The sequence below is a fragment of the Myxococcales bacterium genome (genome assembly GCA_016699535.1).
In the GTDB taxonomy this organism is placed as follows: domain Bacteria; phylum Myxococcota_A; class Polyangia; order Polyangiales.
In genome coordinates this window covers 1,929,299-1,952,283 of the sequence record CP064980.1, presented here as the reverse complement: position 1 = coordinate 1,952,283, position 22,985 = coordinate 1,929,299, and the positions used below count along the sequence as shown (strand labels likewise).

20 protein-coding genes and 3 pseudogenes are annotated in these 22,985 nt (G+C 49.3%); 17 read left to right on the top strand and 6 right to left on the bottom strand.

Annotated features, from left to right (window positions below; all coding sequences use genetic code 11):
- Positions 1–124 precede the first annotated feature (124 nt).
- Positions 125–811 carry a hypothetical protein gene (locus IPJ88_09305; protein QQR91868.1) on the top strand — a complete coding sequence of 229 codons (687 nt, stop codon included), beginning with the start codon at positions 125–127 and terminating at the stop codon, positions 809–811.
- Positions 812–902: 91 nt separating this feature from the next.
- On the opposite strand, the gene IPJ88_09300 is transcribed toward IPJ88_09305, so the two are convergent.
- Together IPJ88_09300 and IPJ88_09295 are read right to left on the bottom strand one after the other, a co-directional pair.
- Positions 903–1,361 (bottom strand): aldehyde dehydrogenase family protein, encoded by a 459-nt coding sequence (locus IPJ88_09300; GenBank protein ID QQR91867.1) that lies wholly within the window; start codon positions 1,359–1,361, stop codon positions 903–905.
- Positions 1,362–1,386: 25 nt separating this feature from the next.
- On the bottom strand, positions 1,387–3,900 hold the full coding sequence (locus tag IPJ88_09295) for a proline dehydrogenase family protein (GenBank protein QQR91866.1): 2,514 nt from the start codon (positions 3,898–3,900) through the stop codon (positions 1,387–1,389).
- 247 nt (positions 3,901–4,147) lie between these two features.
- Between IPJ88_09295 and IPJ88_09290 the strand changes: the two are divergent.
- From IPJ88_09290 to IPJ88_09250, 9 genes and pseudogenes are all read left to right on the top strand, one after another.
- Positions 4,148–4,628, top strand: a pseudogene (locus IPJ88_09290) (roadblock/LC7 domain-containing protein).
- A gap of 18 nt (positions 4,629–4,646) precedes the next feature.
- Positions 4,647–5,237, top strand: a complete 591-nt coding sequence (locus IPJ88_09285) for a GTPase domain-containing protein (protein QQR91865.1) — start codon at positions 4,647–4,649, stop codon at positions 5,235–5,237.
- A gap of 55 nt (positions 5,238–5,292) precedes the next feature.
- Positions 5,293–5,985: a hypothetical protein gene (locus IPJ88_09280; protein ID QQR91864.1), complete on the top strand. Its 693-nt coding sequence runs from the start codon at positions 5,293–5,295 to the stop codon at positions 5,983–5,985.
- Positions 5,982–6,434 carry a hypothetical protein gene (locus IPJ88_09275; GenBank protein ID QQR91863.1) on the top strand — a complete coding sequence of 151 codons (453 nt, stop codon included), beginning with the start codon at positions 5,982–5,984 and terminating at the stop codon, positions 6,432–6,434. The genes IPJ88_09280 and IPJ88_09275 overlap by 4 nt, the downstream gene beginning before the upstream one ends.
- 243 nt (positions 6,435–6,677) lie before the next feature.
- Positions 6,678–7,370 (top strand): annotated as a pseudogene (locus tag IPJ88_09270) (ATP-binding cassette domain-containing protein).
- A gap of 8 nt (positions 7,371–7,378) precedes the next feature.
- Entirely contained in the window at positions 7,379–8,266 is an 888-nt protein-coding gene (locus IPJ88_09265) for a hypothetical protein (GenBank protein QQR91862.1), read from the top strand.
- Positions 8,267–8,268: 2 nt separating this feature from the next.
- Positions 8,269–9,285: a M23 family metallopeptidase gene (locus tag IPJ88_09260; protein QQR91861.1), complete on the top strand. Its 1,017-nt coding sequence runs from the start codon at positions 8,269–8,271 to the stop codon at positions 9,283–9,285.
- A 263-nt stretch (positions 9,286–9,548) separates the two neighbouring features.
- Positions 9,549–10,667: a hypothetical protein gene (locus IPJ88_09255; GenBank protein ID QQR91860.1), complete on the top strand. Its 1,119-nt coding sequence runs from the start codon at positions 9,549–9,551 to the stop codon at positions 10,665–10,667.
- Between the two features lie 80 nt (positions 10,668–10,747).
- Positions 10,748–12,013, top strand: coding sequence for a hypothetical protein (locus IPJ88_09250; GenBank protein QQR91859.1), 1,266 nt, complete (start codon positions 10,748–10,750; stop codon positions 12,011–12,013).
- Here IPJ88_09250 and IPJ88_09245 read toward each other — a convergent pair whose 3' ends face one another.
- The 3 genes and pseudogenes from IPJ88_09245 to IPJ88_09235 all read right to left on the bottom strand — a co-directional run bounded on the left by IPJ88_09245 (position 12,014) and on the right by IPJ88_09235 (position 14,352).
- Positions 12,014–12,952 carry a succinylglutamate desuccinylase/aspartoacylase family protein gene (locus tag IPJ88_09245; GenBank protein ID QQR92007.1) on the bottom strand — a complete coding sequence of 313 codons (939 nt, stop codon included), beginning with the start codon at positions 12,950–12,952 and terminating at the stop codon, positions 12,014–12,016.
- A gap of 16 nt (positions 12,953–12,968) precedes the next feature.
- On the bottom strand, positions 12,969–13,871 hold the full coding sequence (rimK, locus tag IPJ88_09240; GenBank protein ID QQR91858.1) for a 30S ribosomal protein S6--L-glutamate ligase: 903 nt from the start codon (positions 13,869–13,871) through the stop codon (positions 12,969–12,971).
- A pseudogene (locus IPJ88_09235) lies at positions 13,868–14,352 on the bottom strand (ATP-dependent zinc protease). The gene rimK and the pseudogene IPJ88_09235 overlap by 4 nt, the downstream one beginning before the upstream one ends.
- A 252-nt stretch (positions 14,353–14,604) precedes the next feature.
- On the opposite strand from IPJ88_09235, the gene panB reads away from it, so the two are divergent.
- The 7 genes from panB (at position 14,605) to IPJ88_09200 (ending at position 21,180) form a co-directional block, all read left to right on the top strand.
- Positions 14,605–15,498, top strand: a complete 894-nt coding sequence (gene panB, locus IPJ88_09230; protein QQR91857.1) for a 3-methyl-2-oxobutanoate hydroxymethyltransferase — start codon at positions 14,605–14,607, stop codon at positions 15,496–15,498.
- Entirely contained in the window at positions 15,495–16,361 is an 867-nt protein-coding gene (locus IPJ88_09225) for a pantoate--beta-alanine ligase (GenBank protein QQR91856.1), read from the top strand. Before panB ends, IPJ88_09225 begins: the two co-directional genes overlap by 4 nt.
- Positions 16,352–16,855: a cyclic nucleotide-binding domain-containing protein gene (locus IPJ88_09220; GenBank protein ID QQR91855.1), complete on the top strand. Its 504-nt coding sequence runs from the start codon at positions 16,352–16,354 to the stop codon at positions 16,853–16,855. The genes IPJ88_09225 and IPJ88_09220 overlap by 10 nt, the downstream gene beginning before the upstream one ends.
- A gap of 179 nt (positions 16,856–17,034) precedes the next feature.
- Entirely contained in the window at positions 17,035–18,624 is a 1,590-nt protein-coding gene (locus IPJ88_09215; GenBank protein QQR91854.1) for a GHKL domain-containing protein, read from the top strand.
- A 72-nt stretch (positions 18,625–18,696) separates the two neighbouring features.
- Positions 18,697–19,188: a hypothetical protein gene (locus IPJ88_09210; protein ID QQR91853.1), complete on the top strand. Its 492-nt coding sequence runs from the start codon at positions 18,697–18,699 to the stop codon at positions 19,186–19,188.
- 12 nt (positions 19,189–19,200) lie between these two features.
- Positions 19,201–20,670, top strand: a complete 1,470-nt coding sequence (locus tag IPJ88_09205; GenBank protein ID QQR91852.1) for a hypothetical protein — start codon at positions 19,201–19,203, stop codon at positions 20,668–20,670.
- Between the two features lie 9 nt (positions 20,671–20,679).
- Complete coding sequence (locus tag IPJ88_09200) at positions 20,680–21,180, top strand: hypothetical protein (GenBank protein ID QQR91851.1); 501 nt, start codon at positions 20,680–20,682, stop codon at positions 21,178–21,180.
- Here the strand turns inward: IPJ88_09200 and IPJ88_09195 are convergent.
- A complete protein-coding gene (locus IPJ88_09195) occupies positions 21,177–22,985 on the bottom strand; it encodes a response regulator (protein ID QQR91850.1) in 1,809 nt (602 codons plus the stop codon). The genes IPJ88_09200 and IPJ88_09195 overlap by 4 nt on opposite strands.

The following is a 22,985-nucleotide window of genomic DNA, read 5'->3' as shown; positions in this document are numbered from 1 at the left end:
AGGTATTTGAGAACAAGAGATCGTTCAAAATGATTGTAATTTTCTACGAAAATCGCAATTTAGGATCAACACTTGCTTTTCCTGGCATGGAAGATGCATAGCTTTGGTTGCAGGAGCACTTAAAATGAGGATTTTCTTAAGTACCGTTGTTTTTATATCCTTGATCGGCTGCAGCACCGACATCGGCTCGGAGCTGGAGAATGGCTCCGGCGCCTCTGCGATTTTCGAAAACGAGTTTTACGGAACAACGACTGGCCTTTTTGTTACTTCGTCAGCTGGATTGGACAAGTTTATTAACGCTCAATACCAGACACGGTTTGATGTGAGAACGCACGAATCGGAAGATCCATACTACTATGTAAGCGGCTACGCCGATCTAGATGCACGAGTTAACTGGTCAGGAGTCATATCCCATCCTAACAATGAACTAGGAGAGCTGATCGATGGATGTGGGGAAAGCGTTGTGTGTGCTGCCATGCGTAAAGGTTCCTGGATCATGGAAGACGGCCAACAAAGCAGAGCGGCAATGACCTTTTATGGTTTCCGCAATGTATCCGGCGACGAAGCAACAGAAGAGCCTGACTTCACCGATGCAGGCGCTGCATCCAATATTCGCGTCGATCTCACAGATTTATTGTCTGAGTTAGAAATGCTAGAAGATACAGCAGACAACATCGCATGCCCCGGTATAGACTACAGTGATCAGCGGGCAACTGTCAGGCTTAGCGTCAAGCCACATCTTGCCAATGAAAATCAATTCTTACGCGATCTCGGAGATCAGATCTACCAAGTGGCTGCTGCATTGAAGTGACGACTCACCAAATCTCGAAAATGATAGCTGTGATGCCGAAACGGCCGTCACCTATCGATTCGCTAGGCAAGTTATCGTCGAATAGAATGAATCAATTTTCGGGCGCAAAGCCTCGGCGCACTGTATTTTCTGTGACCACTCTTGCATCCGCAAATTGCAGTAGATAACCCGGCCCGCCCGCTTTCGGTCCGGTACCGCTCATGCCAAATCCACCGAAAGGCTGCCGGTTTACATACGCACCTGTGCAACCACGATTGAGATAAAGGTTGCCGACACGAAACTCACGCCGTGCCAGTTCCAGATGCGATGGCAGTCGCGAATAAACAGCGCCCGTGAGCGCATAGTCCGAATCATTTGCGATTCTGAGTGCATCGGCAAAATCAGCAGCACGTATTAGTGCGAGAATCGGAGCAAAAAGCTCGCTTTGCATGATCTCGTGTTTCGGGTTTTGCACTTCAACTAGGGTCGGTGCAATGAAATAGCCACCTTCATGAACTTCTGCTTGCGCCAGCACCCTAAGCTCAGAGCCAAAGCCATCAAGCAAGGCCAAATTCGTTCATGCGCCTCTTTGTCAATCACAGGACCCACACGATGAAGCGGCTCGTTCGCCGCGCCCACACCAAGGAACGCACTGCTTCTCTTAGACGCTCGACAAACAGATCATAGATACCATTGAGCACAATCACCCGACTGCAAGCCGAACATTTTTGACCCGCAAAATCAAAAGCACTGTGAACAACGCCAAGCACAGCTTCATCCAGGTCTGCATCGTCATCAACGATGATTGCATTTTTACCACCCATCTCGCACACCACGCGTTTGAGCTGATGCTGCCCTGCTTGGATCTTTGAAGCTTGCCCTGCAATGGCAACACCCACCTCGCGACTACCCGTAAAAGCGATAGTCGATACACGCCTATCACTAACCAGCGCAGGCCCGAGGTCTTGTCCAAGGCCAGGCAAAAATTGCACCACACCAGTAGGAAAGCCCGCTTCGTGCATCAACTCCAACAACGCATAGCCCACCGCGCTCGATTGCTCCGCGGCTTTCATGATCAAGGTATTGCCTGCAACAAGCGCGGCAGTGCTCATTCCGCACAAAATAGCCAACGGGAAATTCCAAGGCGCAATCACCACAGCTACGCCACGTCCTTCATACTTCAAGGTATTATCTTCACCTGGAGGACTTGTGATTCGTCGCGGGGCGAGTTCCTGCATGGCCATGCGCGCATAGTAGCCACAAAAATCAATGCCCTCTGCAACATCAGCATCGGCTTCATGCCAAGGTTTTCCGATCTCGAAACAAATACGGGCAGCCAGACGGTAGCGCCGCTCATTCATCAAGCGAGCAAGATCTAATAGCAACTTGGCCCGGTGCTCCACGGAAGTCGTGCGCCATCGGGCAGTATGACTCTGGGCAATATCCAAAGCCCTGTTTACATCATCGGCAGTTGCATAATGCACTGTCGCAACGTGCAAACTATGATCGCTCGGACAATAACGTTTCACGACTTGCTTTTGCGACAGCAGCTTTTCGCCACCAACACATATTGGCACTTCACAAGGAAAGGTTTTTTTCTCCTGTTCAAGAGCACGCATAAAAGCATCCCGCGTTTCAGCTTTTGAAAAATCACTCAGCGGACAGTTTGAAAACGATCCTGTCACGTCATCAAAAACCATCTTGGACGAAGAAGGCATGGGTTGGTTTTCAGCAGTTGGTTTTGTTAATAACTTTTTTAGAGACTCAGCATTTTCCTTCGTTTGCTTCAAAAAACCTTCATTGGAAGTGTTCTCAAGCAGACGGCGCACCAGATAAGCCATGCCAGCAATGAGCTCGCCCACGGGAACATAAAGACGGACACGATGGCCACGCTTAATAAGTTCCTGGCATTCGCCCCCAGCCATACCATAGAGCATCTGCAACTCATAACTCTCTTTGGGCAAAGCCATCGCTTCAGCCACGCACATGGCATGCGCGAGAGAGCGAAGGTTATGGCTAGCAAAAGCCGGCCAAAGCCATTCATTCGATTCAAGCAATAAACGAGTTAGTTTCTCGTAGTTCGCATCAGTGTGCTCTTTGCTGCCAAAGACCGGGCAAGGCCAGTCACGTTGCTCAGCCAGCAAGGTTTCGTAGTCCCAATACGCCCCTTTGACTAAACGCACCCCAACGGGGGCTCCGCGACCTTTGACGAGACTGAGCAGCCGCTCGACGTCCTGCTCCGAAGTTCTCAAATAGGCCTGAACGACAATACCGAGATGAGGCCAATCACAGAACGCAGGATCCTTAGCAATTTTTTCAAACACCTGAAAGGCGAACTCATGCTTATCAAACTGCTCAATATCAATGTTAAGGCCGATGTCATATTCGCGCGCCTTGGCCGCAACCACTGCAAGCCGCTCATAGCAGCGCTCTACCGATTCCTTCATGGCTGCTGGATCAAACTGGGAATACAAAGTCGAAAGCTTAAGACTAAGCTGAGCTGCTGGAAGTATGGTTTTGTGATTGCGAAGCAAGCCCTCTTGAAAGGGCCAAGCCGCTGCCTGCACCCGCAACTCCTCTAAAAGAACCAAATAACTCGCTTGGTACTGCTCCGCTTCTTTTTCGCTCACCGCCATCTCACCAAGCAAATCCAGAGTGCTAAGCAAGCCTTTTTCAGCCAAAACAGACAGAGTTTTTCGCGCATCTTGAAGGTTTGTACCCGCGATAAAACGTTTGGCCATGCCCTGCACTTGCTTGCGAATCTGTCCAATCGAAACGCTTGATACACTTTCCTTCGAGGCCAACCGTAGCAACTTATCAATAGCCCACGGCGCCGACCGACCGTCAGAAAGCAGGTACTCGCGAAGGTGCTCACTTAGCATCTGAGGCGTTTGCAGTGACGGCAACACATCAACAAAACGAAAAAGATCAGTTTTAAACGCCGGATCCTTCATCGCCCACTGCATCAGATGATCCTGAAGCGCACTTGCCTTTCCCGCGCCGGGAAAAGAATGTGCTGAGGCGCGCCACAAGAGCTCTGCCAACGAAGCAATGGCTTCTTCGAGCTCAGCTTCACGTCGAGCTGGCGCAGTTGAGTAGAACAACACCATAACTCTAGTTTAAACCCCGACGCTCTTTGAGGCCATGTAAGCCAAACACCCCCGTTCCCCTACGATAAGGTCTCAGGGCATCCCGGATGCGGTGCAGAAGCCACAAAGCTCACTCGCTTGCCCCAAAAAAGCTAACAACTTTACGTAAGGCACAGGCTTTGCTACGACTATAGCATTAGCCAAGCGGGCGATAGTGCGCGTGAGCCTATGTTTAGCGATAGACTTAGCCTGAGGTAAAGAAGCAAAAATGACCAGTCCGCAAATGGTAATGTACGAGGAGGAATTCCATCAGATTCAAGCCATCGTGGAACGACTCGTCTCCGAAGCCAATGCACGCGTCGTCTTTATCATTGATAAGAACGGCCAGCTCATCGCTGCATCACGCGACACTGAGCAACTCGACACAACGTCACTTGCATCGCTCACAGCCGGCAACATTGCCGCTACCGGTGGCATGGCGAAACTGCTGCGCGAAAACGACCACCCACCCACTCACGAAGGGGAAAAAAGCCAACATTCATATTCAGCTTGTTGGCAATCGTGTTATTTTGGTAGTGATATTCGATAATAAAACCAGCTTGGGACTGGTACGCTTGCGCGTCAAACGGTCCAGTGAAGAACTTAATCTGATCTTTGAAAAGCTTCTTATGAAGGTACAGGACCCCAACCGGGAAACTCCCTTTGCCGAAATCACCGACGACGATATCGACAATCTATTTAACGACTAAGGATAAACCGGGCCAACGATGTCTTTCATCAACTACCTGTCGCGCGAAATCAACTGCAAAATAGTCTACTATGGCCCTGGTCTGTGTGGAAAAACGACCAACCTTCAGTACATCTATAACAAGACCAACCCCGAAGCCAAAGGCAAGATGATTTCCTTGGCCACGGAAACAGAACGCACCTTGTTTTTTGATTTTCTGCCCCTCGCTCTTGGCGAAATTCGCGGCTTTAAAACCCGTTTTCATCTGTACACCGTGCCAGGTCAGGTTTTTTACGATGCTTCACGAAAGCTGATTCTTAAAGGCGTCGATGGCGTCGTGTTCGTAGCCGACTCCCAAATTGCCCGTATCGAAGCCAACGCCGAATCACTCGATAACCTTAAAATCAATCTCATCGAGCAAGGTTACGAGCTTGAGAAACTGCCCTACGTGATTCAATACAACAAGCGAGACATGCCAGGCGTAGCTTCGGTTGAAGAGCTACGTACCCTACTCAACCCAATCGGAACCTTGCATTTCGAGGCTATCGCCACCACTGGCGAAGGCGTGTTTGAAACACTCAAAGCCGTTGCCAAACTGGTACTCCAAGAGCTAAAACGCGGTGGCGGCTAAAACCGTTTTTTTGCAGCACAGCTCCAACCACTAGGCATGTGCAGCACACCCTGTCATGTTTTTTCCAAAATTACGCCACTTTTGTCTTCTTTTCTGCCTATTTCCTGCTACATCTGTCGCTTCCGCTCAACTTGAGACCTTCTCTGTTGAGGCAAACTCATGGCCCGACACAGGCCTTTCTGCCATCCGCGGCGTTACCATTGGTCCGATTGAGTCAAGCCAGCATCCCAATCGCGGCTACGGCAGCAGCGCCAGTGCTGAGCTGCTCGATGAACTAAAGCGCATGGGCGTGAACTGGGTAGCCATTACGCCCTATGGCCGGATGTGGAACGATCGCTCGACTGAAATCCGCATGGACTTTGAAGCGCCCTACGAACAAAACCGTCAGGCCATGAAAGACATCGTGGCCCAGGCGCACGCGCGCAATATCCGGGTGATGCTTGTGCCACATATCTGGATGGAAGCCGGAGGCGAAAGACGCAGCATCGATCCAGGCAGCGAGGCGCGTTGGAAGCAATTTTTAGAATCGTATCGACGTTTTATTGTCGCATGGGCCAAGGATGCTGGCGACTGGGGCGTCGATATGTATGCCATTGGCCAAGAATGCCAGACCTTTTCTGGACGCTATGGCCACTATTGGAAAACGCTTATTGCACAAGTTCGAGATGTTTTTCCGGGCCTGCTTACCTACAGCGCCAACTGGTACCAAGAAACCATCGATGTGCTTTTTGGGATTTACTTGATGTGATTGGCGTCAACGCTTTTTACGAGCTGGCCTGGGAGAAAAACACACCTTACGAAAACAAAATCAAAGCCGAAGAAGCCGTGGCTGAGCTTAAAGAACTTATACAGGTGATTAATAAGCCATTAATATTTACTGAACTTGGTTTCACAAGCCGTAAAGACACCCTCTTTCACCCCTGGCAGTGGCCGGAACAAACATCCGAGGTCAACTACGATGAAAACGAGCAGGTTCGCGGCTATCACGCCATGCTTTCTGCTTTCGCCTCCAAGCCCTGGTTCGCGGGTCTATTTATCTGGCGTTACTACGCTTATCTTGCCGACGTTTCTCAAGAACCCATTTGGGCTTTTTCTCCGCATGGAAAGCTCGCCGAAACTTACCTGGAGCGCGCTTTTTCCAGCCCTTGGGCAGCCGATCCATCACCATGGCCCTGGAAACAAGCCCCTAACTTTTAACTAAAGCCATATATTTCAGATAGTTACATGCAAACATCGCACAATGTGTAGGTGCATGTACGTTTTTTGCTTATATGGACTACATACTGCTACCTATGTCCCATGGCCAGCAAAGATATTTTTTCAAGTGTTCGCTTTCGATCCCGCGACGACGGTGAACAACAAAACAACGTTGTACGACCTTTTTCCTTTTTTCGAGCCGGCGGCAGCGTTCCTCGAGACACGCCGCGGCCGATTTTGGAAATGATCGACGTAAGCAAATACTTCGATCGTGACAAAGCTATTCTGAAAAATCTTTCGCTCAGTGTCGAGCGCGGTGAGTTTGTCTTTATCACCGGACCAAGCGGCGCGGGAAAAGCACGTTACTAAAACTTGTCAATCGCGAGTACCCTGCTGAACACGGACAAATCTTTTTTGCGGTCGTGACGTGTGCAAACTCCGTGATGAATCCGTACCTTTTTGCGTCGCAACATTGGGATTGTCTATCAAGACTTCCGCGTCATCGACCAATGGTCCGTTGCTGAAAACGTGGCCATCCCTATGGAAATCCTTGGCATGCCCACTCGCTTGGTACGCTCACGTGTAAGTGAAGCCCTTGAGCGCGTCGGTCTAGCAGGTCGCGGACGTGATAAAGTGGCATCACTTTCCGGCGGAGAACAACAACGTGTTGCGGTGGCTCGCGCCATCGTCACCGAGCCTGCGATTATCCTGGCAGACGAGCCTACCGGCAATCTCGATCCACATCTTGCACTGGATATTCTCACGTTGTTTGAAGAGGTGAATGCTTCAGGCATTACCGTTCTTTTTGCCACACACGATCATGCCTTGCTTGAAGCACGTCCACACCGTCTCATCGTGCTTGATGAAGGAAGTATTACCGAAGCACGTCATGGTCTTCAATCGTACCACAGCGACATCAGAGCACTTACCGGATAGGAACAATCATGGATCTTGGAACACTCATCAAACGCTCAAAACGCGGCATGCAAGAAAACAAAAAGATTTACTTGGTCTCGATTGTAAGTCTTTCAGTCGCTTTCCTCTGCCTGGCAACGTCACTGCTCGCCATCGGCAATCTCTCAAAAATGGCGCATCAATGGTCACAGAGCAACCGCATGACCATCTTTTTGCGTGACGGATCCCGCACGGACGATGTAAGGCAATTGCAACTTGCTCTTCAAAGCATGTCCGAGTTTAGTGCAGTTCATTACTTGAGTAGCGACGATGCTAAAACTCAGTTTCTTAAAGACGCTGAGCTTGACAGTGTCCTTGCTTCGGTACCTGCCGACGCCTTTCCAGCATCGCTGGAGATTCGCATCGCCGAAGGCATCGATAAAAGCCGGATAAGAAACCTATCGGAGCACATCAAAGAGTTTCCAGCTGCCGAAGATGTTGAAACCTACGCGGCCTGGTTCGGACCCATGCAAGCATTGCTCTCAACCGCACACACGGCAGCTACATTGCTCGCTCTCCTGGTTGCTCTGTGTGTGATTGCCGTCGTTGCAAACACGATCCGTTTGGCAGTGAGCAATCGTTCCGATGAGATCCGAGTCCTAAAGCTCTGTGGGGCGACAAACAGTTACATTCGTAGTCCTTTTCTCGTCGAAGGGGCGGTGCAGGGTCTGGCTTCTGCTGGAATCGCCTTGCTTTGCCTTAGTCTGATTTTCTTACTGATGCGTCCACAAATCGATGCAGCGCTCACTGTCTTTACTGGCATGCGTGCAAGTTTCCTTGGACTCGGTTCAGGCTTGATGCTTATCGGTCTTGGATTACTTATGGGAAGCTTGGGCAGCTTTGTGTCGGTTCACCGCTACCTTCGGGAGAATCCATAGCCATGATTACCTTAGCAGGCATATGCTCGAGAAAAATGATCGTTCGCTTGCTTTGTGCTGCTGCCCTTGGAAGCCTCGTACCGATTGCCCACAGTCAAAATGGCCTTACAACGCTTTCTCAGCACTCGAATGTTACGGACATCAGCCAACTGCTTGGTGAGCTTGAGATTCTTCGGGCGGAGAAGGCTCGCATTGATACCGAGATGATGTCCATAGACACAAACCTCAGCAGCGCAAAGACAGCCTTGCGCACGCATACACAGAGCTTGTATCGGCTTAGGCGCGCTGGAACCTTGCCGGTCGCAGGTGGTTTTGACGCTTTGCTGTCTCATTCAGCGCGAATCAACCGCTTGGAAAAACTTGTGGCTCAGAACTTATCAAAGCTCAAGGAACTGAGCCGACACTGGCAAGGTCTGAATGATCGTTCGGAAATGCTTGCTGGCAAAATTGCAAACTATGAAAACCAAATGGACACACTTCAGTTTGGGGGCGGGCTAAGCCTGCAGCTTCCTATTGATTCGTCTCCGAACGCTGCGGCTCACTGGGATAATCTCGATGTCAACACTCGCAATGCTTACGGCGCAATGAAACAGGGGATCTCCTTTTCCTCTGCATCAGGAGAAGCATCCAGCTCGTATTTTGAACAACTTCGCGGCAAACTCGCCGCGCCTGTAGAAGCCTATCAATCGGTCCGCAGTGCCGAGCGCCCCGAGAGTGAGGGAGCAGGCCTTGAATTTATTACGAGCGCAGGTGCTCCGGTTTATTCTGCCGCCAACGGACGGGTTGCCTTCGCCGATAACTACGGCTCCTACGGTCAGATTGTGATTCTGGATCACGGGGAACGTTATTATAGCGTCTATGGTGGTCTTGGTAGTTTTGCGGTTTCTGTAGGGGATCAGGTTTCGACAGGAACCGTGATTGCCAAACTTGCAAACGATACAAACCCTGCTGTGCTATTTTTCGAGCTACGCCTGGGCACCCGCGCCCTCGATCCGAAGCTCTGGCTCAATCTTCAATGAGAAATTTGAACCGATAAGCTTGAGAGAGTCGAGGAGCGTGTCGCCTTGCTGGAGCTCTCAAGAATACTTGCTCGGCAAAACCAGTGGCGAACGAATCTCTCGAGAACACTTCAAGCGCTCTGGGCAGATGCTCCTGCAAGGCGACACGCTCCTCGACTCAAGACCAAGGGCGAATTTGACTATTTCGTTAACGGAATACCTTTACACACATAAATTCAGAATGAAAAGCCGACAGGATTGGGTTTATGGGATAGAATTGTGGAATGAGTACTCTGCCTAGGCTTCCATTGCCTGTTGATCAGTTGCCTGAAGAGCTGAAGCGCTTTGGTGATCCGAAAGCCCCTGGGCCTGCTAAAGCCATGGCAGCTAAAGGTCTTGTGCCAGTTAAGGGTCACTATCTTGTTTGCCTTTTGCTTCAACTTGCTGCCGATGAAGACAAGCAGGTCGCCCAAACCGCCAAAGAGTCGTACGATAAACTTCCCGAAAATATTCTAAGGTCAGCTTGCGAAGCGAACATCCCTGCACCCTTCCTTGATGGGATTGCCGATAATTTGGCAGGAAACAGTCCACTTTTTGAATCGCTGGTATCCAATAGATATACGGACTCAGAAACCATCAATCGTATTGCACGAAGTGCGTCTGAAATGCTTTGTGAGCGAATCGCCGTCAATGAGCAACGTTTACTTCAAAGCCCGTTGATCATTGAAACGCTGTACAAAAACCCAAACATGCGTATGTCCACAGCCGATCGTCTTATTGATTTAGCTGTTCGCAACAACATTGACCTTACGGGCATTCCCTCCTTTAAGGCCCATGCTGAAGCTATTCACGGACAGCTCATTCCCGAAGCATCCGAAGAAGCACTGCCTTCTGACGAATTGTTTAAGAAAACCCTTAAAGAAGATTCCGATGAAGAGGAAGCTATCGAAAGGGACATGGTCGACGGCTCTGAGGAAATTAAATCGAAGTACAAACCACTTTCGATTCTTGTGACGGAGCTTAGCAAGGCCGACAAGATGCGATTGGCGATGGTCGGCAATGCCGCTGCGCGCTCACTCCTCATTCGAGATACAAACAAGCAAGTGGCCTACGCTGCAGTAAGCTCTCCCCGTGCGACTGAAGTTGAAGCAGCTTCGTTTGCACAAAGCAGAGAAGTCGGAGAGGAAATCTTACGCTATATTGGCAACAAGCGTGAATGGCTTCGCAACTACGAAATCAAAAAAGCCTTGGTTTTCAATTCAAAAACACCTATCGGGATTTCGCTACGTTTCCTGAGCCATTTAAGGGACAACGATCTAAAGAACCTGTCACGATCTCGCAACGTGTCATCTCCACTAAAAGCCGCTGCACGGCAGCGCTTGGCCAAAAAAGAAAAGCGCTAGTGGTATAAGGGCGAAACTAAAAAGCCTTTTCCTTTCGGTCAAACTATCGCAGACTATTCGCAACCTAGGAGATGGTATTCATGTTTTCATTCGGAAAGATTTTCGCCAAGCAATGCTCTGAAAGTTTGTTGCAAAAAGCGGAGCAACTCATCAGTCAAGCACGCTTTGGCGAAGCAAAACTACTTCTTGAAAAAGCGCTTCGCGCCAACAAACAGGGTTCGGTCCAGCTCAATGAAACCATCCGCGGCACCATCCAAAACTGTGCAACGGCGATTGGCAAGCAACGACTTACCGAAGCAAACCGCCTCATTGAACAGGGAGACGTCGATCTGGCCGTCGAAGAGCTCCACGCCATGCAAGAGATTCGCCCTACCCCAGAGAACATCAATGAGGCGCAGCTTCTTTTGGAGTCACTTGAAAAACAAGCTGCCGTCGCGAGCGTCGTTGGGGCTCCTCCCTCCGTGCACGAACAAGTTCAGATTATGCAAAGCGCATGGGACGATGCGCAGCAAGCTGAGTACAATGGCTACGGTTCAGACTTTGAAGAAGGTTTGCGCGCTTTTCACGAAGAACGCTTTTCGGATGCCTTGAGCTATTTTGAAGCTCTGGCCAAAGACGCAGAGCATCCTGTCTACCTACTCTTCGAACTTGGTCGACTAAGGCTCCTGAACGAGCAAGATAACGAAGCAAAAGAAGCATTTCGTCTGTTTTTGCAGCGATTACCCCAAAGCTCTGGTCAGGAAACCAGACTTAGCGCTCACATGGAGCTCGCAAGAATTGCCAACGATGCCAATGATTTTGAAGGAGTCGTCGAGGAACTTCAAAATGCCATGGATGCGCTTCATGACGACCCTCGACCTTACATGGCTCTTGCTGCGTTTCTGCGCGACAAAGAACATCACCTTGAGGCGATTGAAATCCTTGAAACCGTTTTAGAAATGATGGACGACGTCCAGCCGAATGTTCAAGTGTGGATTGAACTTGGAATGAATCTGGCTGCGATGGGTAAAAAAGAAGAAGCCATTGCTAACTTTGAGCGCATGGTCGAAGAGCTGATCGCCCGCGGACATATCGACCTGCCACCAGGCTCGACCAGCCAATTGGCGGAACTTCTGGAAGAACAAGGCAACCTGCAGCGCGCTGCAGACTTATATCGCTTGCTTAGCGAAGGTAGTGACACCAAAAACCACGGACGCTACTACGCCAAGCTCGGTCAACTGCTTCACGAACTCAATGCCAATGCCGAAGCCCAAAAAGCATTGCAGCGCGCTACCGCTCTTCTTGGCGAAGAGTCGGAACTCGGCTTGCAATGTCATGAACTGCTGGGCAAACTTAGAGCTCAATAACTAAGTTTTTATTCTTTCAGCGATGTGAATTATCGCATCGCCTTTGTTGACCAATGCATGGCGTTGGATACCAATGACCATCCCGTCACTCTCAGCACGCATACGTGATCGCTCCTTGCCAAGAGGCGTAAACACTGACGCTATCTGCTGTCCACTTTTGACGTATTCTCCTAGCTCGACGGCAAGCTCGCAAAAGCCACTACGCTTACTCCGAACCCAAGTGCTCGATTGAGCAACAAAGGACTTGCTCCCCCTGTTCTCCGGGGCCTGCTCAAGCATGCCAAGCGATTTCATCACAGCTAAGATCCCGTTGATGCCGCAACGAATACCGCTTTTATCAAAGCGGTAAGCATCTCCTGTTTCGTACAAAAGAGTACGTATACCGAGGTCAACAGCAGCGGCGCGAAGCGAGCCACGACGCAGTTGCGCATGAATCGTAGCGGGTGCCCCAAATGCCTTTGCAAGCCGAGCCGTTTTTTTATCGTCGAGATCCGCTCGGATCTGTGGAAGATTGCAACGACCACCCGACCCCGTATGGATATCAATCCCGAAATCACAACGGCGCATGACCTCACGGACAAACAAATCAGCGAGTTGTGAAGCAAGTGATCCACGCAAAGAGCCTGGAAAACTTCGGTTTAGATCCCGTCGATCGGGCAAATACCGAGAATGATTAATAAGACCAAACACATTGATCACCGGAAGCGCGATTAGCGTTCCACTTAATTTCTTTGGGTCAATGCTGTCCACCACGGACTGAATCACCGCAATGCCGTTGAGCTCATCGCCATGAACCGCTGCGCTAAGCCAAATACAGGGTCCCTGTTTTTTGCCGTGAAGAACCGCCACCGGCAAGGAAATTTTATTACCCGTGGGCAGATTGGCTACAGCAAGCTCAAGTCGAGACATGCTACCAGCTTTGATAACATCGCTACCCATGTAAAAGGGCGCTGACTCAACCTTGGATGCGGTCTTTGGTTTTACCGGGTTTGGCATGTCGTTCAATGTGTTCGATAATTGCGCCAGCGACATCTTTATCGCACGCCTCTTCGATGCCCTCAAGGCCGGGTGATGAGTTAACCTCCATGACCAGAGGCCCATGGTTTGAGCGCAGCATATCGACACCTGCCACGCGAAGGCCAAGCGTTTTGGCGGATCGCACTGCAGTGCTTCGCTCTTCGGGCGTCAGCTTTACATGCATAGCCGTGCCGCCTCGATGCAGATTGGATCGAAACTCACCTTGCGGCCCTTGGCGCATCATCGATGCAACGACCTTGTTGCCGACGACAAAGGCCCGCACATCTGCCCCTCCAGCCTCAGCTATAAATTCTTGAACCAGAATGTTTGCGTCCAACTGCCGAAAGGCACCAATGACCGATTCCGCTGCTTTAAGGGTCTCAGCTAACACTACGCCCACGCCTTGCGTGCCTTCAAGAAGCTTCACAATAAGCGGCGCTCCGCCAACAACGCTAATCAGGCCGTCAACGTCCTTTGTCGAACGCGCAAAACCGGTGACAGGTAAGCCAATCCCCTCGCGTGCCAAAAGCTGAAGCGCGCGAAGCTTGTCGCGCGAACGGGAAATCGCCTGGGAGGTGTTTGAAGAATAGACTCCCATCATCTCAAACTGCCGCACCACAGCCGTACCATAAAAGGTAAGCGATGCTCCAATACGCGGAATCACTGCATCAAAATGAAGAGCCTCGCCCCCATAAAGCACTTGCGGCCGTAGCGAGGTGATATTCATGTAGCAACGCGAATAGTCAACGACGCGTACTTCGTGTCCACGCGACTGGGCTGATTCAACCAAACGTTGAGTTGAATACAATTCTGATTTTCTAGAAAGAATCCCTATCTTCATAACTCGCTTTGCCTAGCTTGGAAAAGTCTAGTCGCGTCACCAAGAAAGGACCGACCAGCATCCACTAAAAAACGTTTTCGAATGGCTTCCCGTCCAAGCAACATTCGAAAGCCCATGACATCTCGGGAAGTCAAAGTCAAATCAATCAACCATTGTTCATCCATGATTCAACCGTTGTTCGAATCACTGGACGATACTCTCGTTTACCGTTAGAGCTACGAACCCATCGCTGATCAAATAAAGGAACACGACAGCTTACGGTGCTTTTCGAATCATGCTGAATAGGATGCACTTTAAAGCTAACCAGTCGCCCCTCCGGGCTTTGCTCTATGGAAACATCAAAAGCATGCAGCGAGGAGCTGCGCGCTCCGGTATCGACCTTGGCTTTGATGCTTTGCACACCAAGATCCGGCAAACACAGCCACTCACGCCACCCGATGACTTTTTTTATTGGTGCAGTGGACTGCTTTTTTTTCACCATGGAGATACGTTCCCTCTTAGAAGGAACTGGCTCGATCCATCATCTTAGAGCAGCCCCCATAAACAAGCTTGCGAAGATAACCCCGCCATCGTCTTCCAGCAAATAGAAAAAATCTCGGCACATTAAGCAATTCATCGCTTAATTGAACGCCCCCTCTCCGGTCGTTGAAGAGCTTGACAATTATGGTAGTCTAGGCCGTGTCTAGACGGGGACCGAAACTTACTTCGGCCGCGATCGATGGCAGAGCATTCCATGAACCAGCCAGCTACAAAAGCCAAGCAGAACTCACGCCTTGGTGCCCCTGAACTATCCCAGCGTAAAAACAATACTCGCATCACTATGGTCACCGCCTACGATGCAACCTTTGCGCGTATTTTTGACGACGCGGGCGTGGATGCCTTGCTTGTGGGTGATTCGCTCGGAATGGTGATTCAAGGCCATCCAAACACCCTAGCCGTTAGTATCGATGAAATCATCTACCACTGCAAAGCCGTCGCACGTGGAAGCTATCGCGCGCATCTCGTCGCCGATCTTCCCTTTATGAGCTATCATCTTTCGACCGAACAAACCCTACGCAACGCGGGGCGTTGTCTCTCTGAAGGCCAGGCCCAAGCCGTCAAACTCGAAGGTGGGTTAAGAAGCGCAAAAACCGTTGAAGCCTTGGTCAATGCAGGCATTCCAGTCATGGGCCATGTTGGGCTCACGCCGCAGAGCGTCCATCGTTACGGCGGCTTTCGTGTACAAGGTCGTGACCCAAAAGAGGCCGACTCAATTATTCAAGACGCCAAAGCCATTCAAGACGCTGGAGCCTACGCACTTGTCATCGAAGCTGTGCCAGAAGATTTGGCACAAGCCATTACCGAGAGTCTCGACATTCCAACGATTGGGATCGGTGCAAGCCCAACTTGCGATGGACAGGTTCTTGTTGGCTACGATCTATTGGGCCTCAGCCCTGATCCTGCGCCTCGTTTCGTCAAGCATTATTCCAATTTTTTTGAGCAGGGAATCAAAGCCACTGCGCGCTTTATCGACGATGTGCAACACGGTCGTTTTCCGGAGATGGAACACACCTACGAAAAAAACAAAAAAGAACCTTCCGAGCCGTCGCCTTCAAAGCCGAATCTGCACATCGTGAGTGATACGTGACCACCCTCGTTAGGGAAGCTAACGAGTTTTATCAACGCTGCAACCATCAACGCATCGAAGGAAAGAGTATTGCCTTCGTTCCTACGATGGGAGCATTGCACCATGGCCATCTCGAACTTGTTCGCCTCGCAAAAGAGCAAGCCGATATCTGCGTGGTGAGTATCTTTGTTAACCCCACTCAATTTGGCCCAAAAGAAGACTTAGCCCTCTACCCGAGAACACTGGACAAGGATCTTGAACGGTGCACAAACGCGGGCGTGGATACGGTCTTTGCGCCTACTGTGCAATCCATGTACCCACAAGGCTATCAAACCACCGTAAGTGTACCAAAACTCGCCACGGTCCTTGAAGGTCAATTTCGACCTGGTCATTTTGATGGTGTTTGCACAGTTGTTCTAAAACTATTCAATCTTTGCGGTCCGTGCACTGCAGTCTTTGGACGCAAAGACTATCAACAGTTCAAGATCATTGAACGCATGGTCCAGGATCTCAACCTTCCTGTATCACTGATCGCTGCGCCCATTGTGAGAGACAGACGCGGCTTAGCGCTCTCTTCGCGCAACGCCTACCTCGATGAAAAAGCTTACAAACGAGCCTGTGCAATTCCCCAAGCACTGCTTGAAACAGCGAAAGCCTTTGCAGTCGGGCAAAAAGACCCTCAAAAAGCCCTGGCGCAGGCTAAAGTTATTTTGCAAGAAAACATGGACAAAATAGACTATTTTGGCATGTTTGATCCGGAAAACATGACGGAACTGTCAGGTTCGGCATTCAAAGGTGCTGTCGTGGCCTTCGCGGGCTATTTGGGTCAAACCCGTCTTATCGATAACATGGTGCTAGGTGAAACCCTATGGACATGTACTTAAGAGAAGATACCAAAGAGCATTTTGCAATAACCCGGGCAACGCTATCGCGACTGTCATTGTTTCATAACTTTGATGAAGAGACTTTGGCGATTCTGGAAAGTGAACTCAAACCTCAGCCTATCGAAACGGGTGTGGAAATCGTATCCGAAGGAAAGCAAGATCTTTCGCTTTATGTCGTCCTAAGTGGCGAACTCGAAGTCGTTAAGAGTCTTGACAAAGGCAATCAATTTGTCCGTGTTGCCATGCTCGGACCCGGCGGCTGGTTTGGTGAAATGTCGTTGCTTGACCCTCAGCCCCGTTCTGCCTCTGTGCGAGCTCTCGCGCCAAGCATTTTACTTCCCTTGAGCGCACAGCAAATACGCACTCTTATATTTGATCGTGACATGCGCACCTATGCAGCGCTCATTACCAATATAGCCCGTGAACTATCACGACGCCTACGCGTCACCAGTGGCATTTTAAGCCAAGCGGCCAACATCGCTCACAACGGTTAGCCAATAGCGTGTAGCAAGACAGCAAGGCTCTTAGCTGCAAAATAGTCCTCAAAAACACTTCCGTGATGGCATGAGCACACCGACCGACAGGTTAAGGCCATGCATCATGAGAACAAAACAACAAAATCATTCAAGTTTTAACGCTAACTACCGTTCTACACGGAGGAAAGAAGGATTTTTTGTTTAACTCGAAGCGAATGAGCTCAGAAGGCAGTCACACATCACGCTTGCTATCGAGCACGCGATTGAGTGTCACCCTAATTGTGTTCAACACAATACTCATCCTAGGTGTCACTAGCCTTTTTCTCTTGTTCGCAAGAAACACCATTGAGGCCATCAATCAGGAAGTGCGTAAAGATCTAAAATGGCGAACGTTGCAACTCGCCGAAGAGATGGCCATGCGGGCGGACTACGGAATAGCTGCCATGGACATCCATGCGGTAAACCAAGCCTATCGCCTTCTTAATAGCCCCGGAGACGTGGTCGCTGTAGTCGTCTTAAACGAGGATAACGAGGCCCTGTGGCACCAAGGAAAATGGCCTAGAGAGCTCGATTGGCGCAGCTTTATGAACGATGAAAAAGATTTTCATGAAACAGAGCATTACTTCATCGCTCGGAAGTTCTCGGTAATTGAAGGCGTCAAAATAGGGAAAGTAGCAGTAGCCGTCTCCAAAGCACGCCTGAACGTCGGAAATCTAGCTTTGGAAAACTTCATACTCCTGATTGCGCTGGGCTGTGCGTTTGCTCTTGTACTCAGTCTGGCTTTTGTACGCTTTTATGTCGGGCCAATTGTAAAACTAACGGAGTCAAGTCTAAAGAGTTTTCGGGAATTAAGCGTCACACTTGAGAACAAGGTCCTAAAGCGAACCGCTGATTTACAAACTGCAAACGAAGAACTCGAAATAAACCTTATAAAAATGCAAAAAATCCAGACTGAACTCGTTCAGGCTTGCCGCAAAGCAGGCATGGCTGACGTGGCGGTGTGTGTGCTCCATAACGTAGGCAATGTCCTAAACAGCATTAATGTTTCCGCAAACCTCATCAAAGAAAAGTTGGACAAATCAAAAAGCTCTACTCTGCACCAAATTGTGTCTGCTCTTGAGCAACAAGACAGCGACCGACAACAACGAGCAAGGGATGAGGAGCGCGAAAAAAAGATGTTTCGGCTTCTAAAGCTAGTTGATCAATCGCTCGGCGAGGAGAAGATGAACATTAACGAGGAGCTCAAATCCCTGCAATCGAACATCGACCATGTAAAAGTGATTGTCTCGCAACAACAAGCTCATGCAAAAGCAGTCGTTGGAGCAGTCGAAAACACCAAAATCAGCTTACTGGTTGAGGAAGTGTTACGTATGAACTCCTCGTCGTTCAAACGGCATCATATCGCCGTGCAAAAAGAGTTTCATGATGAGAAATTTATTTCAATTGATCGGCACAAAGTTTTCCAAATTGTCGTCAACTTGCTTAGCAACGCGCGAGATGCACTTATGGACATTGACAAAGACAAACGGTCTATCACCATACGAACTGCGAGCTCGGATCAGTCTGTTGCGCTAGAGGTCGAAGACACGGGCACTGGCATCAATCCACAGGTTGCAATGAAAATCTTTAACTATGGTTTTACAACAAAAGTAGGAGGGCACGGTTTTGGTCTGCACAACAGCGCAAATGCCGCCAAAGAACTTGGCGGCGACCTCACCATGCATAGCAAAGGTATTGGACAGGGGGCTATATTTCACCTGGAACTTCCCATTGAGCCACCAAACTGAAAATTTTTCTTTGGTCACACAAACGGTCCACGAGCATAAATTAACTTTGTTTCACACAACATGTTTGGAGTGATGATGAACCATTTACCTTGGCTGAAAACAGTTGGTTTTTTAGTAGTGATTCTGCTCGCACTGTCATGCTTGGTGGACAACAACGAGCGATGTGAAGCAGGGCAAATACTGGATCGATACGGCCTTTGTTCCTGCCCGCCTGCTGAGGTGCTCGGAGACGACGGCTGTATCCCATGCGGTGAAAATGAAATCGCAATTGGTTCAAGTTGCCAGTGCTTAGATGGATTTCAAAGATCGCCTCTGAGCTGTGCCTGTTTTGCTGAAGCCTTGGGCACAGAATGCAATGAGACCGAGGGGTGCGCGGATCCGATTTACAGTTATTGTTTTAGACCGGAGGGAGCTGACAGTGGCTACTGCACCGTTTCAGGATGCACGACAGATGAAGATTGCGAGTTAACTGAGGGCTATATATGCGAGCGAACTGCAACGACCAACTACTGCAAACGCCCCGTTGATAATGTGACGGTAAGTTGCGAGCCATGGAAAATCTAAGGAAACGATCGAATGAAAAAGAACCTCAGTAGAAATTCCGTTTTATGTACCGGTGTTTTCGTTCTGATCACTCAAAGCTCGATTGCAACAGCACAAGATCAGAGCTTGGCGGCGCAGGATGAGACAGTAAAAAAAGAGTCTCAGAAGCAGCCGGCCGAGGATAAGCCCTCCACTCCTTCGGGGGACGTCAAACAGACCGACGCCAAACAAAAGGAAGAAAGCTCTTCAAAAAAGCTTAACGATGACAGCGTTGATGTAGATATCGACGAGCGGAACACAGATGAATTATTACTCGACGAAGTCGCTCTTGCCGAGGCTTCGTCGCTTGAGGCCTACAAGGAAAACGAACCGTCATTGCAGTTGTACGGATTTTCCGATTTTACTTTGAATGTGCCGCTTTATGACAGTGCCGATTCGTGGTCCAATGTTCACGATCCATACTCCAGTTTTGCACTTGGAAATCTAAATCTTTATCTTGATGCTAAGTTAGCAGAAAATTGGCGAAGCTTATCTGAGATTCGTTTTTTGCTACTGCCAAACGGTGCACTAGACACAAGTACCCTGTCGCCATCCGGTACAGCCAACCGACAAAACACCTCGGTTGCAGACTACAGCGAGACGAACAGGCCATTGCGTTGGGGAGGGGTAGAAATCGAGCGGGCGTGGGTCGAATATACAGCCCATCCAATGGCCACCCTACGTGCGGGCATCTGGCTCACACCTTACGGCATCTGGAACGTCGATCACGGCTCGCCTACGGTAATTACCATAAATCGACCATACATTATCGGAGAGCAGCTCTTTCCTGAACGCCAGACGGGACTACAGCTGCTTGGCTCAAGCTCCATGGGCCATACAACCGTAGGTTACCATCTGACGGTATCCAATGGTCGTGGACCAGTCGATTCGTATCAGGATCTCGACAATAACAAGGCGTTGGGCGGCCGTCTGTATCTTAGGGGACAGTGGTTGGGTGATCTGCAACTTGGCCTTTCAGGCTACTGGGGCGAGTACACAGACCGCGGAGCTGTACTGAGTACCATTGATGCTGCGGTTCGACGGCCACTCAATGAACAATTCACCGAGTTCTCGATGGCAGCCGATGCTCGATGGACGCTAGGCCCCTGGCTCTTTCAAGCAGAGGCGGTTGTTAATGAGCTAAGTTATAAGAACGGGAAACGCCCTGAAGTCTATCCTGGAGCATACGCTTCGAACCGCCGAGCATGGGGCTCCTATCTCATCACCATGTATGAACTGCCATGGTTTGGGATACGACCTTATGTAAGTGGGGAACTCTACAATTCGGGGACAAAAATCTCAGAACGCACTGTCATACTAATCGCTGGATTGAATATACGACCGATCCCAAACGTCGTATTGAAAGGAGAGTACATCCGTGTTGTTTTACCGGGCGCACCATCCGATACCGTATTTGGAGCCCCACTAAACGGACTTTCATTTCAAGTGGCTTGGTTTTTCTAAGGAGTTCAATTGCCATTGCTAATTCAAATACTCGTCGTCACATTAACTTTGCTTCTAGGAGTAAAAGACGCAAACGCCGGCGACCATAACGATGAAGCCCTATGTGTTATCGCTTCAGAAACAACAAAACTCTCGTCGGTATCTCATTCTCTTTTACGCGACATTTTCATAGCCAACCCCAACAATGCTCCATCTGGAGTTCGCATTCGTCCCTTCAACCTGCCGGCAGGAAACTCAATACGCGTTGCTTTTGACAGAGCGGTCCTAAACATGAGCCCAGAAGAAGCTGGTCGCTTTTGGGTCGATCAAAAAATTCGTGGAAACGCTCGATCGATCAGGACAATTCCTTCGCTGTTATTGCTAGAAAAAGTCATAGCCAAAATCCCAGGCGCTATTTCCTATATACCTCTGAAATACTATCGCGGTAAAGCGGCTTTGCTCACCGTTGATAAATACAAATGTGGCCAGCCCGGCTATCCTCTGCGAATGCCCAATACAAAAGCCCCTTAGCTTGCTCTCAACGACGAAAGACGCGTTTCAATCAAATCGATGGTTTTGTCTTTTGCAAAAGGTTTCTGCAGCCAAGGATTCGGTATTGATTTCAGAAAATTTTCTGCCGCCGGGGTAAACGCACCGCCGGTAGCAAAAACCATGCGATCTGCGTGATCGGAACCCAATTTCTCTAGCTCATGGAATAAATCCATACCATTCATTCCTGGCATCATAAGATCACAAAGCACCAAATCAAAATGGTCATGTTTATACAAATCCAGCGCTTCTTTCGCGTCCGTGCTTACTTGAGTATCGTAGCCGGACAACAAACGCTTCAGAGCTCTTCCTACATTTTCTTCATCATCGACAATCAGAATGCTGGCTTTGGCACTTTGCTTTTCCATTTCTTCGAAATCCTTTCCTTCCACAAGTCCTTGTTCAGCACCCACTTTTCGTTCAGATTCTTGCGCACGCAACAAAGTAACTACCGCCGATACGCCTTTGTTGGCATTGTTGATTAGCTCTATCTCGCCCTGAAAACCGTTGATTATCGTACGACAAATAGACAACCCAAGCCCTGTACCTTCTCCAACATCGCGTGTTGTAAAAAACGGATCAAAAATACGGCTCATGACTTCCTCGGGAATCCCGACTCCATTGTCACAGACTTCAACAACAACATTGCCGTCCTGCCGAGTTTGTATCGTCAGACGGATTTCTTTGTTAGGGTTGTCTTGTTCCATCGCTTTTAAAGCGTTAACAATAAGATTAACAAAAACCTGCTCAAGACGCCACCGATCAGCCATCACAAGTGGGACCTCTTGAAAATCGGTTACAAGCTGCACTTGATGGTGCAGTTGATTGTGCAGAAGCTTAACCGCTCCTTGCATGGTAGAAACAACGTCAACTTCGGTAGTATCACCTTCTTCATAGCGAGAAAAAGCTTGTACATCTTGAATAATTTTCTTAATGCGTTCGCCACCCTCGATAGCTTCTTGAATCACCTCACACAACTCGTCTACATCAATCTCACGCCATTGTTCCTTCAGTTTAGTCAACTCTACTTGACAAAAATCCAGATTGGCCAAGACATAGCTCAACGGATTATTTATTTCGTGACTGATCCCACCCGTCAGTCTGCCAAGGGCCTCCAGTTTTTGCGTCCGCCTCAAACTGCGTTCAGCTCGCAACCGTTCTTCCATCTCATGGCGCAGTTGTTCGTTAGCGTTTTGCAAATCTCGAGTTCGCAGCTTCACCTGGCTTTCAAGCCCATGCAATAAAATCCGGTTGCTCCGTATGGCATACCACTTTTCCGTTAATGCCGATGCGAGCTGGCGAACCTCAATGGTATTGAAAGGTTTCTTTAATATAAGGAGACGATCACTTTGACCAAGGATGGAAATCATCTGTTCCCAGGAATAGTCCGAATACGCCGTGCAGATGACAATTTGAATGTCAGGATCAACTTTCCATATTTCAGAAGTCGTCTCGATACCATCCCAACCAGGCGGCATCCTCACGTCTATAAAAGCAACCGCATAGGGCTGATTTTCTTGAATAGCCTGTCGAACCAGCCCTAGAGCTTCTTTGCCTTGATACGCTGAATCGATCTTGAAACTTAGATCCGGAACATTGGATGTCGGTTTTTCAAACAAGGCTTCTTCAAGAGCGGCAAGCTCCGAACTTGTCGATGACTGGGGTGCGAGAATTTTTTGGAAGTCGCTGTGAATCTGCTCGTTGTCATCGACAACTAAAATACGTGATTTCGAATCCATTGTATTCTCAAAGGCATTGGGTCGCTGTTCTGTTTCTTGATGCGGCAT

Coding starts and splice junctions, on each gene's coding strand:
- IPJ88_09305 (QQR91868.1), top strand. CDS start 125: ATGAGGATTTTCTTAAGTACCGTTGTTTTTATATCCTTGATCGGCTGC.
- IPJ88_09295 (QQR91866.1), bottom strand. CDS start 3,900: ATGGTGTTGTTCTACTCAACTGCGCCAGCTCGACGTGAAGCTGAGCTC.
- IPJ88_09285 (QQR91865.1), top strand. CDS start 4,647: ATGTCTTTCATCAACTACCTGTCGCGCGAAATCAACTGCAAAATAGTC.
- IPJ88_09280 (QQR91864.1), top strand. CDS start 5,293: ATGTTTTTTCCAAAATTACGCCACTTTTGTCTTCTTTTCTGCCTATTT.
- IPJ88_09265 (QQR91862.1), top strand. CDS start 7,379: ATGGATCTTGGAACACTCATCAAACGCTCAAAACGCGGCATGCAAGAA.
- IPJ88_09260 (QQR91861.1), top strand. CDS start 8,269: ATGATTACCTTAGCAGGCATATGCTCGAGAAAAATGATCGTTCGCTTG.
- IPJ88_09255 (QQR91860.1), top strand. CDS start 9,549: ATGAGTACTCTGCCTAGGCTTCCATTGCCTGTTGATCAGTTGCCTGAA.
- IPJ88_09250 (QQR91859.1), top strand. CDS start 10,748: ATGTTTTCATTCGGAAAGATTTTCGCCAAGCAATGCTCTGAAAGTTTG.
- IPJ88_09245 (QQR92007.1), bottom strand. CDS start 12,952: ATGGGTAGCGATGTTATCAAAGCTGGTAGCATGTCTCGACTTGAGCTT.
- rimK (QQR91858.1), bottom strand. CDS start 13,871: ATGAAGATAGGGATTCTTTCTAGAAAATCAGAATTGTATTCAACTCAA.
- panB (QQR91857.1), top strand. CDS start 14,605: ATGAACCAGCCAGCTACAAAAGCCAAGCAGAACTCACGCCTTGGTGCC.
- IPJ88_09220 (QQR91855.1), top strand. CDS start 16,352: ATGTACTTAAGAGAAGATACCAAAGAGCATTTTGCAATAACCCGGGCA.
- IPJ88_09210 (QQR91853.1), top strand. CDS start 18,697: ATGATGAACCATTTACCTTGGCTGAAAACAGTTGGTTTTTTAGTAGTG.
- IPJ88_09205 (QQR91852.1), top strand. CDS start 19,201: ATGAAAAAGAACCTCAGTAGAAATTCCGTTTTATGTACCGGTGTTTTC.
- IPJ88_09195 (QQR91850.1), bottom strand. CDS start 22,985: ATGCCGCATCAAGAAACAGAACAGCGACCCAATGCCTTTGAGAATACA.